General features: G+C 38.4%; 16 protein-coding genes. 6 read left to right on the plus strand and 10 right to left on the minus strand.

All coding sequences use genetic code 11. The features are described from left to right. Positions 1-37 precede the first annotated feature (37 nt). The 4 genes from H4J66_RS03880 to H4J66_RS03895 all read right to left on the minus strand — a co-directional run bounded on the left by H4J66_RS03880 (position 38) and on the right by H4J66_RS03895 (position 3,932). Positions 38-1,333 (minus strand): Xaa-Pro peptidase family protein, encoded by a 1,296-nt coding sequence (locus tag H4J66_RS03880; protein ID WP_182170834.1) that lies wholly within the window; start codon positions 1,331-1,333, stop codon positions 38-40. 124 nt (positions 1,334-1,457) lie between these two features. Next, positions 1,458-2,066 (minus strand): PilZ domain-containing protein, encoded by a 609-nt coding sequence (locus H4J66_RS03885; protein ID WP_182170837.1) that lies wholly within the window; start codon positions 2,064-2,066, stop codon positions 1,458-1,460. A 12-nt stretch (positions 2,067-2,078) separates the two neighbouring features. Then, on the minus strand, positions 2,079-2,693 hold the full coding sequence (locus H4J66_RS03890; protein ID WP_182170840.1) for a TetR/AcrR family transcriptional regulator: 615 nt from the start codon (positions 2,691-2,693) through the stop codon (positions 2,079-2,081). A gap of 12 nt (positions 2,694-2,705) precedes the next feature. Then, positions 2,706-3,932: a threonine/serine exporter ThrE family protein gene (locus H4J66_RS03895; RefSeq protein WP_070374419.1), complete on the minus strand. Its 1,227-nt coding sequence runs from the start codon at positions 3,930-3,932 to the stop codon at positions 2,706-2,708. 100 nt (positions 3,933-4,032) lie between these two features. Here H4J66_RS03895 and H4J66_RS03900 point away from each other — a divergent pair, with 100 nt between their 5' ends. The 3 genes from H4J66_RS03900 to H4J66_RS03910 all read left to right on the plus strand — a co-directional run bounded on the left by H4J66_RS03900 (position 4,033) and on the right by H4J66_RS03910 (position 6,373). Continuing rightward, the gene (locus tag H4J66_RS03900) at positions 4,033-4,206 is read left to right on the plus strand and encodes a hypothetical protein (protein WP_182170842.1); all 174 of its coding nucleotides are present in this window, start codon (positions 4,033-4,035) and stop codon (positions 4,204-4,206) included. A 127-nt stretch (positions 4,207-4,333) separates the two neighbouring features. Beyond that, entirely contained in the window at positions 4,334-5,104 is a 771-nt protein-coding gene (locus tag H4J66_RS03905) for a class II aldolase/adducin family protein (RefSeq protein ID WP_182170845.1), read from the plus strand. 84 nt (positions 5,105-5,188) lie between these two features. Beyond that, positions 5,189-6,373, plus strand: a complete 1,185-nt coding sequence (locus tag H4J66_RS03910; RefSeq protein ID WP_182170848.1) for a mandelate racemase/muconate lactonizing enzyme family protein — start codon at positions 5,189-5,191, stop codon at positions 6,371-6,373. A gap of 59 nt (positions 6,374-6,432) precedes the next feature. Here the strand turns inward: H4J66_RS03910 and H4J66_RS03915 are convergent, their stop codons facing one another. From H4J66_RS03915 to H4J66_RS03930, 4 genes are all read right to left on the minus strand, one after another. Beyond that, on the minus strand, positions 6,433-6,891 hold the full coding sequence (locus tag H4J66_RS03915) for an Lrp/AsnC family transcriptional regulator (RefSeq protein WP_182170851.1): 459 nt from the start codon (positions 6,889-6,891) through the stop codon (positions 6,433-6,435). An 82-nt stretch (positions 6,892-6,973) separates the two neighbouring features. After that, positions 6,974-7,840 (minus strand): amidohydrolase, encoded by an 867-nt coding sequence (locus tag H4J66_RS03920; RefSeq protein ID WP_182170854.1) that lies wholly within the window; start codon positions 7,838-7,840, stop codon positions 6,974-6,976. Positions 7,841-8,017: 177 nt separating this feature from the next. Next, on the minus strand, positions 8,018-8,755 hold the full coding sequence (locus H4J66_RS03925; RefSeq protein WP_182170857.1) for an SDR family NAD(P)-dependent oxidoreductase: 738 nt from the start codon (positions 8,753-8,755) through the stop codon (positions 8,018-8,020). Positions 8,756-8,788: 33 nt separating this feature from the next. Then, the gene (locus H4J66_RS03930) at positions 8,789-10,300 is read right to left on the minus strand and encodes a dipeptidase (protein WP_182170860.1); all 1,512 of its coding nucleotides are present in this window, start codon (positions 10,298-10,300) and stop codon (positions 8,789-8,791) included. Positions 10,301-10,560: 260 nt separating this feature from the next. On the opposite strand from H4J66_RS03930, the gene H4J66_RS03935 reads away from it, so the two are divergent. Beyond that, complete coding sequence (locus H4J66_RS03935) at positions 10,561-11,043, plus strand: GNAT family N-acetyltransferase (protein ID WP_182170863.1); 483 nt, start codon at positions 10,561-10,563, stop codon at positions 11,041-11,043. Positions 11,044-11,098: 55 nt separating this feature from the next. Here H4J66_RS03935 and H4J66_RS03940 read toward each other — a convergent pair whose 3' ends face one another. Beyond that, positions 11,099-11,272: a DUF3545 family protein gene (locus tag H4J66_RS03940; RefSeq protein ID WP_157470826.1), complete on the minus strand. Its 174-nt coding sequence runs from the start codon at positions 11,270-11,272 to the stop codon at positions 11,099-11,101. 196 nt (positions 11,273-11,468) lie between these two features. Here H4J66_RS03940 and H4J66_RS03945 point away from each other — a divergent pair, with 196 nt between their 5' ends. Next, positions 11,469-11,717: a hypothetical protein gene (locus H4J66_RS03945; protein WP_182170866.1), complete on the plus strand. Its 249-nt coding sequence runs from the start codon at positions 11,469-11,471 to the stop codon at positions 11,715-11,717. Between the two features lie 188 nt (positions 11,718-11,905). Next, on the plus strand, positions 11,906-12,244 hold the full coding sequence (locus H4J66_RS03950) for a DUF1294 domain-containing protein (protein WP_182170869.1): 339 nt from the start codon (positions 11,906-11,908) through the stop codon (positions 12,242-12,244). Positions 12,245-12,308: 64 nt separating this feature from the next. On the opposite strand, the gene H4J66_RS03955 is transcribed toward H4J66_RS03950, so the two are convergent. Then, positions 12,309-14,342, minus strand: a complete 2,034-nt coding sequence (locus H4J66_RS03955; protein WP_182170872.1) for a glycoside hydrolase family 97 protein — start codon at positions 14,340-14,342, stop codon at positions 12,309-12,311. Between the last annotated feature and the right edge of the window lie 470 nt (positions 14,343-14,812).

The raw sequence follows: 14,812 nt of genomic DNA on the forward strand, positions 1-14,812 counted from the left end.
TGCTAAAAACAGCCTACTGTAGATTATAAATAGTGCGTTAAGTGAACTTAGCAAGCTTGCCTAACGGAGAATCTAGCGAGTCTGGGGGAATAGTAAACCACTGTGGGCCTTTATCGGTCATGTAAATACAGTCTTCAAGTCTTACACCAAATTCGCCAGGTATATAAATGCCAGGCTCATTAGAAAAACACATACCAGCCGTTAACTTTTCTTGTTCACCATGAACAAAATTAACGCTTTCATGACCTTCCATACCTATGCCATGGCCAGTTCTGTGCGACAAGCCAGGTAATTTATAATCAGGACCAAATCCTTGTGCTTGATAGTATTTTCGTACTGCATCGTCAACAGTACCTGCAGCATTACCTATTTGCGCTTGCTCAAAGGCTATTTTTTGGCCGGTACGTACCGTTTGCCAAACATCACGTTGACGCTTTGTTGGCTCACCGACCACAAAGGTTCGGCTAATATCTGACTGATAACCATGAACATTACAGCCACAGTCCATTAATACAATTGAACCTTCTTTAATTAGATGCTTCTTTTTACTGCCATGAGGGAAAGCACTTGCTTGATCAATTAAGGCCATATTCCACGCGCTTTTTCCTCCTAACGTCGCTTGTGCATTGCTCATCAAGCTCTTAACCTGTGCAGAAGTCATACCCACTTCTAGCTTTGAATATACTTCGCTATAGGCTAATAGTGTTACTTCATTTGCTTTATGCATCAATTGCAATTCATGATGACTTTTAAACATGCGACAACCACGAGTAACGGGTTCAGCGCTGACATGTTGAAGAGTTGATAATAAACTCATTACACCGTGTTGAACAAAATAACGTACCGAGTTTTCAAAGCCAATCGTCCCTTTGGTAAGGCTAATACCTCGGTCTGCTAGTATTTGTTTGATACGCTCGAACGGGCTTTCATGTTCTTGCCAAACACGAATATCGCCATCAATAGCTAAACTTTCTTGAATACTAGGCTCTTCAAAAAAGGGACAAACTACCGCTACTTTACCTTGTTGAGGGATCACTAAAGCGGTTAAGCGTTCGCTGCGCCACCACTGAATACCAGAGAAATAATCCATGGCAGCACCTGGCTCAATAATAAGCGCAGAAATATTCATTTGCTGCATTAATTGCTGAGCTTTTATTATTCGAGCTTCACGCTCTGCAGAAGTAATGCCAGCAATATCTTTGGTGATGTCCTTTAGTACTTGGCTATTTGACTGACTTTCTTTCGTTGATGAGGCAAATGCTGAAGTTGATACGGATAACGCAGCAATGCTTGCACCACCCGCTTTTAAAAAAGATCTTTTATTCATGTTCATAACTATCTTCCTGAAATTATATCGTGATCACGCTAACGGTTTTTGACTTGCTCAACAAGGAATAGGCGCTAAAGTGTGCTTTATATCAGCTAGACTTAACGCAGAAATATTTTTACGCGCTAAATTACTTTTCTTTTGCTGATAGCTCATTGCGCTGTTGCGCTAAAACCTGCAACTGTTTTGATTGCTGATGAAGACTACAACGTACTAATATTTCACGGTCTTCTTCTCTAATATGATGATAAATAACTTTGTAGCTAGTGAGTTCATCGCTTGTCGTTGTTGCTGAAATTATTTCTCCACAACAGTAAATTGCACAATTATCATCAAGGAGAAATATTTTCAAGGTAATAAATTGGCCAGTATCAAAAAGGTTTTTACTGGTAAAAATAACGCCGCCACCACCAAAATCAGTACCTTGGTACCGTTGCATTTCGTTGTCTTGCTCGCTCAAAATATAACTAACCAATAAGTCTATTTTTTTAGCTTGATGATGTAAATAATCAACTAATTGTCCCGCAACGCTACCAAGTGTTTGCAGTGGGCGCAATGCAGCTTGGTCAAGGGTGACTATTTCAGAGGCCATTTTAAACGGCATCGGCATGGTGTTCATAAAACATTGATAACTTGGCGCTGTATCTGTTTCAATGATAGTTGCATTGACATTGAAAGGATAACTAATAGAAAAAAACTGGTCAAACTGAGCGGTTTTATTGTTATTGTCTTCAGACATGCCTAACCCTTATTATAATTTTTGTTGGTGAATAAAAACCTTGACGACACATTCACACATTTCATCAATATGGCTGGTATCAAGGTAAATTCCATCAATGAGTAAACGCACAATACCGTGCAATGTTCCCCAAGTTACTTGTGCTAAACGTAAGCTATTTTCGTCTTCAATCAATAAGCCTTGTTGCTGCCAAGTTTTGGTCATTTCTAGTTGGTAATTAAAACTAGGATAAGCGATATCACGCAAAGCTTGATCGCTATTGTTTTTTTTCCAAATTGTTTTACCAAACATTAATTCGTAAATTGAAGCATTTTCGGTAGCAAATGTTATGTAATGATAAACAAACTGACGAAATTTTTCTTCCCCGGAAAGCTCATTATCGTCAAATATGGCATTAGAAATACTTGTCCATTGAATAAACCCCAGTGCAGCTATCGCACAAAGTAAATCATTTTTATTTTTGAAGTGGTGATAGGTTGCTGTACGAGAAACACCAATACGCTCAGCAAGTTTACGTAATGAAAGTCCTTCAATTCCTGTCTCTTCAATCATCTCGGCGCCCGTTTCAACGAGCGAACTGCGTAAGTCGCCATGGTGATAGGCTGTTTTTTTGTTAACTGGTTTCATTAGCGTTCTTTATTACAACGTTTTACGAGAAGGTAAGGCAACATTTGAAAAAACAAGGCCAGCGACAAGCGACATAAAAATTAGGAAGGCTTCAGAACCAATATTATTGGTATTTAACATATTCACTCCAGATACCGCACTGTTTAAGCCGATATAAACTTTACTTCCAGGCACCAGCACGACTAAACCTAATAGCTTAACAATGCTTGAAGGTAATCTCATTATGCGTGAGAATAAATTAGCATACATGCCTAAAACAAAGGCACCAACGAAAGCGCCAAGCGCTGGGCCTAAGTAAGCGGCACCAATAATGCTAGCACCAAAAGCAACATAGCCAGAAATAATTCCCCATGGAGCGTCTTTTTTACGAACGCGAAATAATATAACTAAGCTTATAGATAAAGTGGTCACTGCCGCCCATGCTGTCCAAACAGGCATGCTAGCGGGGGTAACATATAATACTTCGCCCCAAAATAACTTTCCTAACGCCATGCCTAATACCGCGCCAAAATAAAGCTTAAATAGCATCATTACCGCGTCCATAATACGGGCAGTACCTGACATTAGATGTCGAGCGGCTAATTCAGCTAAGCCTAGCGTTAATGCTAAGCCGGGTATAAAAGCAATGATGGCTGAAAGAATAACCAAGGGCATATTAATACTTGGGTCAATTAGCGTAATGGCCGAGGCGAGTAGGGCGGTGGTAATGGCTGCAATTGGTTCTAATGTCTCGGTAACTCGGCGTGAGTATTCGGCCCAAAAGGTAAATAAGCAAACAACAAAACCTAATAATACTGACCAAAATACATCGTTCCAGCTGGTGTGCATTAGCATGGAAAAAGCACCACTTGAAGCACCAAACGCTAAAAAGGTAAGAAAACGACCGTAAGGGTTGGGTTTATTGGCGATATCATCAAGTCGTTCAATGGCCTCAGATAACGTGCGTTGACCCGAACTTAATTCATCAACTAATTCATCTGTTCGTGCCAGTGAACCTAAATCAAGATCACCTGGCTTTACTCGAATAACATGATTATATTGTTGGTTCTCTTCATCTTCAGATAAGACAAAAGTCAGAGCTGTTGGTGTGATGATAAAACATGCTTTTAATTCGAGAAATGTCGAAACATCTTGAAGATGTGCTTCAAGACGATAAGCAGGCGTGCCAAACTTATGCAAAGCTTTGCCTAATCTTATAATAAAGCGTCGCTTCTCAGCAAAGTTATCAGGTGCAGTCATATTGTTGTTTACATATTTTTGCTTGTTATCTTGCTATGGTAATTGAATAATTAGCTAATGCAATGTGCAATTGGTTTAGAGATTAATAATAGGAGAAATAATGACTTTAATCATGATTTTATTAGCTGTTTTTGCCGGTATTGCCCTAATGGTTATTTTAGGTGAGCGTTTTGGCAAACCTATGGGTGAAGAAGAGCAAGCTAAGTATTCAAAAATCATTCCTATTTTGGTGTTTATTTTACTCATTGGTAGTTTAATTAAGATGTTTATTTAATTGATACCAATTTGCTTAACTTAGCTGATTTTTATCTAGCCTTTAATTGTAATTTATTACACTAGCGGTTTGATTTGTATTATCGATGATTTAAAATTATAGAATAATAATTCTTTAAAGGACTTTAATGTTAACTATCCCACAGATTAACTTAAAAAATAAAGTATCAGCACAAGAGTGGCAAACACGCATCGATTTAGCGGCTTGTTATCGTCTTATCGCTATGCATGGCTGGGATGATTTAATTTACACTCATATCTCAGCACGCATACCTGATTCTGAGCATTTACTCATTAATGCTTTCGGTTTAGCTTTTGATGAAATTACCGCATCGAATCTGGTTAAAATAGATATAGCAGGTAATATTATTGACCCAGCATGTCCTTTTGAAATTAACCCTGCGGGTTTTACTATCCATAGCGCTGTCCATGAAGCTCGCCATGACGCGCAATGTGTCTTGCATTTACACACTAATGAAACTATTGCTGTGGCGAGTTTACAAGAAGGTTTATTGCCGTTAAGTCAATATGCTATGTTCGCATTGGCTTCTCTTAGCTACCATGATTATGAAGGTTTAGCGGTAAATGCTGACGAAAAACTTCGCTTACAAAATAACTTGGGCTCGGCAAACTTTATGTTATTAAGAAACCATGGAGGTTTGACTTTAGGTGAAACTATTGGCGATGCTTTTATGCACATGTATGATTTAACACGTGCTTGTCAAGTGCAATTACAAGTAATGGCAACCGGTATGGCAACTATTTTAGTCGATCAAAGTATTGTCGATGGTATAAAAGCGCAAGCAAATATTGTTCATACGGGTAGTACCGGCGGTCAAAAGGCTTGGCCGGCCATGGTCAGGAAAGTCTATCGCGCTGATCCTAGCTTTGCGACCTAATCATAAAGTTGTCTTTACACCTCCTTATGCCGCTATTGAAATAAGTTCTCTGCGACAAACACTCACATATTTAGAGAAGATAAAATGAAAGTTACTCACGTAGAAATTTTTGATATTGAATGTCCAGATCGCGCCGGTTGGAATCCTGTTTTTATTCGTGTTCATACCGATGAAGGTATCTCGGGGGTTGGCGAAGCAGGCCTTGCTTACGATTGGGGGCATAGTGCTGCAGCGGCGATGATTAAAGAAATTACCGAAGCGGTTTTAATTGGTTTTGACCCTTTTAGAACCGAATTGTTATGGTCTCGAATGCTGCGCGAAAGCTTTTGGGGATTAGGTGGTGGACCGGTGCTTTATTCTGCCATGAGTGCTATTGATACCGCACTTTGGGATATAAAGGGTAAAGCATTAGGTGTGCCTGTCTATCAACTGCTTGGCGGCAAAGTTAATGATAAATTACGTACCTACGCTAGCCAATTACAGTTTGATTGGGACGTTGAAGTTAAGAAGTTATTTTTACCTCAAGAATATGCTGAAGCTGCACTAAAAGCGGTGGCTGAAGGTTACGATGCGGTAAAAGTAGACCCTATTGTTTATAATGCCGATGGCACATCATCGTTCGATCGCACTAAATTATTTACCAAGCCGCAGATGCGTTTATTTGGAGACCGATTACGCGCTATTCGTGATGCCGTCGGTGAAGATGTTGATATTATTTTCGAATCACATTCATTAATGGGCGCTGCATCTGCGATTCAAATGGGCGAAATTGTTGAAGAAGTTGGCTGTATGATGTACGAAGAGCCGGTTAATTATTTAAACGCGAAAGTGCATAAAAAAGTGGCTGAACGGGTTAATGTCCCCATTGCCGGTGGTGAACGTTTATATCATCGTTGGGATGTACGCCAGTATTTTGAAGATCAAAGTATTGATGTGCTTCAACCTGATGTGGGTTTATGTGGTGGTTTTACCGAGTCTAAAAAAGTCTGTGACTATGCTGATGTCTATGATATTCGTATTCAAGCCCATGTTTGTGGCGGCCCAGTAGCAACAGCAGCGTCTTTGCATTTAGAAACAGCAATTCCTAACTTTTTAATCCATGAGCATCATACTTATGCGACTAAGCATTGGAATCGTGAATTGTGTTTGCAAGACCCACAACCGATAAATGGCTTTTTCCAAGTGACAGAAGTACCTGGTTTAGGCATTGAATTAAATGACGAAGTCGTGAAACGCTCACCGCATGTTACGGTTAATTCATTAAAGTAATCAGCTTCAATATCTGAAGGTAAAAAGGATGGCTAATCGCCATCCTTTTTTATCACACGTTACATATAATCAACGGGTAGTGCGGTCGTATATTTAATTTCTTCCATGGCAAAGCTTGAGCTAATATCGGCAAAGCTGGCTTGGCCGATGAGTTTTTTATAAAAAGCATCGTAGGCTTTCATATCAGAAACAACGACACGTAGTAAATAGTCTACTTCGCCACTCATTCGATAAAACTCGGTAATTTCTGGAAACTCTTTTGAATTGATACTGAAATCATCAAGCCAATCAGAATTATGCTGGTTGGTTTTAATCATCACAAAAACGGTTAAGCCAACATTTAACTTTTCAGGATCGGCCAAGGCAACCCGCCCTTTTATAACACCATTTTTCTCCATAGTTTGAATACGTCGCCAGCATGGGGTTGTTGAAAGCCCCACTTGAGCGGCAACCTCGCTGACTGGCTGCGTACAGTCATTTTGTAATATTTTAAGAATTTTTCTGTCGAAGTTATCCATTAATTCACCATGAAAGTGCGAAGTAATGAAATAATATTTTATCTAAGGTCTTATGGGTAGATTTTTCTTCTTAATTTATAGCTTAAATAGGAATTTGGTAGATGTGCAAGGCATTTTTATAACATAACAATTCAAGTTCAGTTGTTGATAATGGTTGGTTTTCGAAATGGATTATCCAGTTTTTTTGATAGCTACTTTTAAATAAACACAAAGGAAAATTACTGGCTAGCATGGTTTTATCTAAACCAAAGGTGGTTAAACAATGTTTGATGACATGCTGTTGCCACGGTTCACTATATTGGCGATTAACCATTTCAAACCCCGAGCATTTAATGGCAACATTATCATAACCACTTAGTGCTTGTATGCCACTTTGCCAATTTTGCCATTGTTTACTGTCAATATCTTCGGGTGGCCAACCGGCATGATTAATGACTAATTTTAGTGTCGGCAGTTCAGTGATAACCGCTATTAATTGCTCGGTCGCTTCCACATCAGTTAACGGCATTTGGCATTCAAAAATCAACTGCTGCTGGGCAAGTTGTGCTAAGTTTTCCTTAACGTGCGGATTTGATAAATATGCGCAGGCATTTTCATCTAGAATGTCACGAACACCGACTACGGACTCAAATTTATCAAGCTTATCTAGTATTTGTTGAAACTCGTTTGTCGGTAAAAGTAAATTAACGCCAGCAATAGCTCTAAAGGGTAGGGAGCAATTATCTTCTAACCAAGCAATTTCTCGCCAAGGCTGTTGATTATCAAATCCGGCTTCGATGTGAACAAAACCCGCGAGTTGCAGAGGATCAGATAAAGCTAAGTCATTTTCCGTGAAACTTTGTCTAATGGTATTTTTATCCAACCAGTAAGGTGGACTATCAGCTTTTAACCACTGATAGTCGCCTTGTTCAAGGTTAAATAAATGCAAGTGAGGATCAATTATTTTCATATTACCCTATGTTCATTAACGCTTTGATTGAAATGTATCATTGAAAACACCCTGCTGAATTTTCCTAAAGAGAAGTGGCTACTTAGTTGTTATTACCAACAAAAAAAAGGAGATTTCAACTTCTACTATTCTCTTTGTACTGTCGTTGAACGCTAGTTTTTATAACTACTAAGTGAATTATTGCGCAGTATAGCCACCATCAATCACTTGTAAACTGCCAGTGATAAACTTAGCTTTATCTGATGCTAAAAAATAAACTAACTCTGCGACTTCTTCGGGTTGACCTAAACGACCTAAGGGTTGTAAAGCCGCTTCTTCAGCGTGAACCTCTGCTTTTTTGGCGCCAGAGCGTTGACAATAATTATCAATCGCTTGATGATACAAAGGGGTCTCTATCGTGCCGGGGCACACAGCATTGGCACGAATGTTAAAGCTAGCGTAATCAAGCGCGGTGGTTTTTGCTATTGAAGCGAGCGCGACTTTACTGATGTTATAAGCAAATGAATTTTGCTTGGCAATTAATGCTTGGTCAGATGCCATTAAGATAATAGCGCCATTTTTATTGGCTTTCATATGGGGGAGTACCGCTTTTATTGCGGCATACGCGCCCTTAACATTAATGTTAAGGACTTTATCTAAATCAGTGGCTGACGTATTCTCAATATTTCCTGAAAAATGAATGCCAGCATTTGAGACTAAAACATCAATAGTTGCTGTTTTAGCTATATTACTGATAATACTTTGCACTTGCTGAACATTAGTGACATCACAGTTAAGATCAGCACCGCGCAGTGTGGCAAGGTTACTTGGTTGTAAGTCTAAATTAAAAACCTGATAGCCTTTATCTGTAAATAATTGCACTATGCTTAGACCTATACCGGAACTTCCACCGGTAACAATACATGTTTTTTTCATAACCTCTCCTGTTCCTTAGTGCTGCGCTTCTCGTTACTGTGTTTTGGCTGCAGCCATTTCAACTAAAGCGGCGGTGTACATTTTTAAATTTAAAACGAACTGTTTCATGGTAATAAATTCATGCTCAGAATGGCCGGTATAATTAGCATTTGGCATTGATGGCCCAAAGCTTACTGCATTTGGAAATAAGCGTGAATTTGTTCCGCCACCAATAGCAATAGGCTTAGCGTCCTTTATACCGGTAAAGTGAGAAAATACAGCCAGTAATGTGTCAATATGTGGCGCATCGTTTTGAATAAAAGGGTCACCAATATAATGTTCAAGCTCGGTAATGTCAGCCATATTTGTTAGCTTCCAAGTTGCGATGACATGATTAATTTCTTCCGTTAACTGTTGCGCTGATTTGCCACGCGGACGACGAATATTAATATTCAATTCAATATTATTTTTGAATTGCTTAATAACCGTGGGTGAAACCGTCATAGGTCCCATAAAGTCATCACTGTAGGCTATGTTACCAAACTTTTTTCCTTCTAAGCCTAAACCAATATTGTCATTAATAAAGTTAACCAATGTACCCGCACCATTGCTAGGCCAGCGAGTTTGCGATAATAAACCCGCTAAAAATGGAATGGCATTTAAGCCTTCTTCTGGCTTCGATGAATGAGCTGATTTTCCTAGTGCAGTAATCGTTAAGGTGTTTCCTTTTAATTCTAAATCAAAACTAACACCTTGGTATTCTCTTGCCTTATCCATCAGTTGTTGCAGTAAACTAAGGTCCGCATTTTCAATCACCGCTTTAGCATCTTCAGGTATTTGACTACCAAAAAAACCGCCACTAAATTCACTGAGATAAGCATCTAAACCGGTATATTTATTTTTATTAAAGGCTATTTTTATTGTCCCGTAGCCTTTTTCAGCGGTGACAACAGGGTATTCTGCGTCAATGGTAATATTGGTTTGTGGCAATGTATGGGTCTTAATATAAGCTTCTAATGGACCCCAGTCTGATTCCTCAGCCATGTAAACATACAATTCAATACGCTTGTCGAGCGTTATATTTTTGTCTTTAATGGCTTTCATTGCAAAGAGCGCGGTTGATATTGGCCCTTTATCATCTTCGGTACCGCGAGCGATAAGTTTGCCGGGCTCTGAAGTTGTATCAAGTTCAAACGGAGATTTTTGCCATTTTTTGGGGTTTACTGGTTGTACGTCACCGTGGGTAATTATTCCTAAGCGCTCTGTGCTTTCGCCTAAGCCAATAACAACAACATAACCGTCGTCGGTATAATCAAAGCCTAAATCTTCAGTTTGTTTTTTTAACTCTGCTTTAAAAGCTATATGTTCAGGGTTGTCATTAGCCGAAACACCATCAATTGCTAAGGTATTGTATTTTACTAACTCGGCTAAGCTAGCAACCATAGATTTTTGATAAGTTTGCACGGCGTAATCGGCGGTTAACTTTGCTGTCGAGCTGACCTCTGCTGAAAATACCGGTAAAGTGATAAAGGTGAATAAGGCGAGTGAAGCTATTTTATTGAACACAGACTTTCCTTTTTTAATGGCGATAATTCATTTGTTATATTGTATCGATAAAGTGATTTACTAAATAGAGACAAACTTTAAAAAGTTTACGAGAAGTGTTTTATTATCTTTTAATCTCTTACTTAGAGCTAATTTTTGATATTAGTTCAACCTTGTTATTTATTTATGTGGCATTGCAGATCAGGTGTTTAAATATCTTGGTACTGGTATGCTATAGAAAAAATTAATGAAAAAATTAATGAAAAAAATAAGGAAGTAAAATGTCTGAGATAACGATACGTGAAGCAAGCATAGATGATGCCGCGCTTTTATTAACTTTTATTAAAGAGCTCGCTATTTATGAAAAAGCTGAACATGAAGTGTACGCAACAGTTGAAACCATAAAAGCCAGTATGTTTAGTACAAATACCCAAGTACACGGCTTAATTTGTGAACTCGATGGTGTGGCTATTGGTATGGCGATTTATTTTTATAATTATTCAACGTGGTTAGCAAAATCAGGTTTATACCTTGAAGATTTATATGTAACGCCAGAGCATAGAGGTAAAGGAGCGGGTTTAAAATTATTAAAAAATATGGCAAAAACCGCGATTGATAATGATTGCGCACGTTTTGAATGGAGCTGTTTAGATTGGAATAAGCCTTCACGTGACTTTTATCAAGCGATAGGCGCTGTTTCTCAAGATGAATGGGTAGGTTACCGCATGACTGGCAAAACGTTGGTTGATTTTGCCCAATCATAACGGATTAAATTATGCAGAGTTTGGCGTAATGTTTACTTATGCCAAACGCTAATGATTAAGACGAGTAATCTTGTAAATCATGAAGCTCTTGGCGTAATCGTTTTCTATCTTTATACGTTTCAATTTCTCGCCACTTTCTTTTTCGTGAGCGCGATTCTTTTTGATCCGTGAGTAAACCGTCGAAAAGGCTAAATATTTCATCATATTCATCAAAGTTATTATGTTCCATGAGTATCCCTTATTGAGCTTTATTTAGTTAACGTGAGGCACTTTACAAGTTGAATATGACTTTTTTCTTACTAAATTGTGACGATTCAAATACGTTTAGCTTTATCGATGTTGAACAAAAAAATAAAGCTTGGCTATACTTATTTTTATAAAGCTTGCCTATACTTATTTTTATAGTATTTTTTATAGAGTTAGCGATGAAAAAAAGTAGTGATATAGAAATAATTTCTCAAGCAGAATTAGACAACCTATTACGTATTAATGAATTTATAGAGCAAGTTGATGAGAATTCGTTAGTCAGTGAACTAAAACTCGCCATATTAGACTCTGGTAAATTAGAATTAACGCAATGGGAAAGCTTGCGGGACCATATTCGAGAAATAGAGGAGCTTATCCCTCATATTGACTTAATTATTAAACTTAAGAAAGAACGTCCACCTAGATGATTTTAACCGCTTATCGTCAATTGATATTTAACAAGTAAGAAAGTGAATCAAAACTGATTATTGTTAAATAATCGGTTTTTTAATTTTATCTTCAACCAATATATCGATGAACTCTTATCGATAAATTAGGGTAACCACCGCTAATGACTAGCGTTGTGTTTACAAAGTATATTGTGCAAGCTATAAATATGTTTTCAAAAAGTGTTGTTGTTTTATTTTTAATGGCTTTTGTTCTGCTATTTATAATGCAAAAAATAGCGTTATGGGTGCTAGTGAGTTACTTGAGCTTAAGTTTACTAACATTTGTACTTTATGGCATCGACAAAAGAAATGCGATAAAAGAGCGATGGCGCATCTCAGAAAAAACACTACAGGTCTTTGCGCTACTTGGCGGATGGCCAGGAGCGCTATTAGCTCAACAAGCTTTTCGACATAAAACCCAAAAACAGCTCTTTATATTTGTGCTCTGGTTCGCTATTTTTATTAATGTTGTGGCTTTGGGGTATTCTCAGTATCCGGGGTTGTAAAAAGAGTAGCACAAGTAAGGCTTATGCTACTCTTTACGACTTTTAAGTTATAAATATCAATTGATTATAATGCTTTAAAACGAATCGCAGCACCGCCACTTGTCGCCAAGGGTAATACTAATTGGTCGTTAGCGGTGACTTGCTTGTTTTCAATGATCATTTCATAGGGATTGTTCATCCACTCTGCGTTTTTACCGTCGCGATAAATTTGTGCTTGATAGCGCTTATTCTTATCAAGAAAATTTAACGGCAATGTTAACGTGCGTGCTTGCTCATCGGTTAATGCGCCAATAAACCAATCATCCCCCCCCCTTTCTTGACGAGCAAAAGCAACATATTCACCGACCTCACCAGCAATCGCTATACTCTCATGCCAATCGGTTGGTACATCTTTAATAAATTGAAATGCCGCTAAATTTGCTTGATAGTTTTTAGGTAAATCAGCCGCCATTTGAATAGGGCTATAAAGCACCACGTATAATGCTAATTGTTTTGCTAGCGTAGTTTGTGGGCGATTACTTTTATCACCCAAGCCATTAAAACTCATATCGAAGATGCCTGGTGTAAAATCCATTGGTCCAGCTAACATGCGAGTAAAGGGTAAAATGGTGGTGTGCTCAGGCGGGTTTGGTGGTGTGCCCCAAGCATTAAATTCTTGGCCGCGAGCACCTTCTCTTGAAATCCAGTTGGGGTAGGTTCTGCGCAAACCGGTATCTTTAATCGGTTCATGGGTGTTAATACTAATTTTGTGTTTCGCTGCTTCAGTAATACTGTGTAAATACTCACTTACCATGAACTGGCCGTCATGCCATTCTTTGTGAACTATGCCTTTTTCATCAATGCGTTTAATATCGCCACCGTCAGCAACATAACCTGTTTTTACTTGTCTTACGCCGTACTTTTCATAAAGTGCATAAGCATCACTCATTTGATTACGATAATTAGTCACATTACCTGAGGTTTCATGGTGGCCAATTAATCGAACCCCTTTCTTTTCACCGTAAGCTGATACGGCAGCAATATCAAAATCATCATAAGCTTTAGTGAAATTAAACACGTCGCCGTTGAAAAACCAGTCGCCATCCCAGCCTAGGTTCCAACCTTCAACCAAAACCCCAGAAAAACCATGATCAGCGGCAAAGTCGATATAACCCATGGTTTCACTGGTGGTTGCACCGTGTTTGTCGCCACTGCCCCAGGTGTTGGCGTTAATGTGCATTCCCCACCAAATCCCCAAATATTTTGCCGGCTCAACCCAAGATACATCACCTAATTTATTTGGCTCATTAAGGTTTAATATTAGGTCAGAATTGAGTAAGCCAACCGCATCTTTACTAACTTGAATAGTGCGCCATGGACTTTTAAAGTCAGTTTTTGTTTTAACTAAGATGCCGTCTGACCAAGGTGTTAAATCTGCTTTTAAGACTCCAGGACGCTTTTGGTTAATCGTCATAGCGGCATAATCAACTAATGCAGCTTCATGAATACTAAGGTGAATGCCCGAGTCTAGTTTGAAAGTAAAAGGTGTATGAGCGCGGTCAACCGAGGCCAGTTTGGTGGTATTATAAATGTATTCATAACGATTCCAGCCACGTGCTGGAATCCACCATGCGGTCGCTTTATCCGCGTCGTTTACGACAAACTCGGTAAATTCATTAATGATTTCAACGTGATCAATATCTTGTTGTTTTGGCACTTCGTAACGAAAACCAATGCCGTCATTAAACAATCGAAAACGTACCTTGAATTCTTTAGTGTGTTTTTTATTATTTCTTGAAAAAGTCACTAATAATTCATTGTGTTCATCAGTCACATTTTTACGTTCACCCCAAGGCAATTGCCATACTTCTTTGGCTGATTGGGTTTCACTCGATGAAATAGTAAACCCGTCACTAAAAGCGATAGTATCTTTGAATGCTAAGCCTAAGCGGGAGGGTTGTATAATGCTTTCACCTAAAAAGCTCATTTTGTAATTAGGTTTTCCTTGGTCACTAACACTGAGAATTATTTTTCCGTCGGGTGACGTTAACTTAAGGGTTTGTGCAAATAAACTGTGAGATGAAATCAGTACAGCAAGGCTGAGTATAATTTTTTTCATGGATATTCCTGATGTTTTTTATTACATCAAGCATAAAGGACTGACACCAATTTACAGCTAAGCTACATACGTATTCATAAGTTTATCGTTAATTAATCACTCATTAGTGTAAAAGCCAAATAAATATTGAAACAAAAACTCCAAGCAAGCCTACTTATATCGTCGAGCAAAAATGGGCTTTGGTGAATAAAGATAGAAGAAAATATGGCAGTAAGTTTTATTTATTAAAAAATCACCAGAAACACTCCAAATAAAGTTGGAACCTGAATTCTGGCATAAATGAACTTTAATAATCATTCAAAACACATCATAAAATAACTGTGTTAACGTCTTCTGGGCGCGCATCAATGTCATTAACTTAAGGATTTAACACATACGTTTATAATTCATTGGGTACTTATTTGTTTTGTTTCTACGGTCTTGTCGAAAAAACTTCCGGTCAGGTCGAATAGCACTTAAATTCTTTGATA

The organism is Colwellia sp. MB3u-55, assembly GCF_014076785.1.
Lineage (GTDB): Bacteria > Pseudomonadota > Gammaproteobacteria > Enterobacterales > Alteromonadaceae > Colwellia_A.

What these genes read in the sequence shown, in the direction of transcription:
- H4J66_RS03880 (WP_182170834.1), bottom strand. Translation starts at nt 1,333, where the DNA reads ATGAACATGAATAAAAGATCTTTTTTAAAAGCGGGTGGTGCAAGCATT.
- H4J66_RS03940 (WP_157470826.1), bottom strand. Translation starts at nt 11,272, where the DNA reads ATGGAACATAATAACTTTGATGAATATGATGAAATATTTAGCCTTTTC.
- H4J66_RS03910 (WP_182170848.1), top strand. Translation starts at nt 5,189, where the DNA reads ATGAAAGTTACTCACGTAGAAATTTTTGATATTGAATGTCCAGATCGC.
- H4J66_RS03935 (WP_182170863.1), top strand. Translation starts at nt 10,561, where the DNA reads ATGTCTGAGATAACGATACGTGAAGCAAGCATAGATGATGCCGCGCTT.
- H4J66_RS03895 (WP_070374419.1), bottom strand. Translation starts at nt 3,932, where the DNA reads ATGACTGCACCTGATAACTTTGCTGAGAAGCGACGCTTTATTATAAGA.
- H4J66_RS03945 (WP_182170866.1), top strand. Translation starts at nt 11,469, where the DNA reads ATGAAAAAAAGTAGTGATATAGAAATAATTTCTCAAGCAGAATTAGAC.
- H4J66_RS03905 (WP_182170845.1), top strand. Translation starts at nt 4,334, where the DNA reads ATGTTAACTATCCCACAGATTAACTTAAAAAATAAAGTATCAGCACAA.
- H4J66_RS03885 (WP_182170837.1), bottom strand. Translation starts at nt 2,066, where the DNA reads ATGTCTGAAGACAATAACAATAAAACCGCTCAGTTTGACCAGTTTTTT.
- H4J66_RS03925 (WP_182170857.1), bottom strand. Translation starts at nt 8,755, where the DNA reads ATGAAAAAAACATGTATTGTTACCGGTGGAAGTTCCGGTATAGGTCTA.
- H4J66_RS03920 (WP_182170854.1), bottom strand. Translation starts at nt 7,840, where the DNA reads ATGAAAATAATTGATCCTCACTTGCATTTATTTAACCTTGAACAAGGC.
- H4J66_RS03890 (WP_182170840.1), bottom strand. Translation starts at nt 2,693, where the DNA reads ATGAAACCAGTTAACAAAAAAACAGCCTATCACCATGGCGACTTACGC.
- H4J66_RS03955 (WP_182170872.1), bottom strand. Translation starts at nt 14,342, where the DNA reads ATGAAAAAAATTATACTCAGCCTTGCTGTACTGATTTCATCTCACAGT.
- H4J66_RS03915 (WP_182170851.1), bottom strand. Translation starts at nt 6,891, where the DNA reads ATGGATAACTTCGACAGAAAAATTCTTAAAATATTACAAAATGACTGT.
- H4J66_RS03950 (WP_182170869.1), top strand. Translation starts at nt 11,906, where the DNA reads ATGTTTTCAAAAAGTGTTGTTGTTTTATTTTTAATGGCTTTTGTTCTG.
- H4J66_RS03900 (WP_182170842.1), top strand. Translation starts at nt 4,033, where the DNA reads ATGACTTTAATCATGATTTTATTAGCTGTTTTTGCCGGTATTGCCCTA.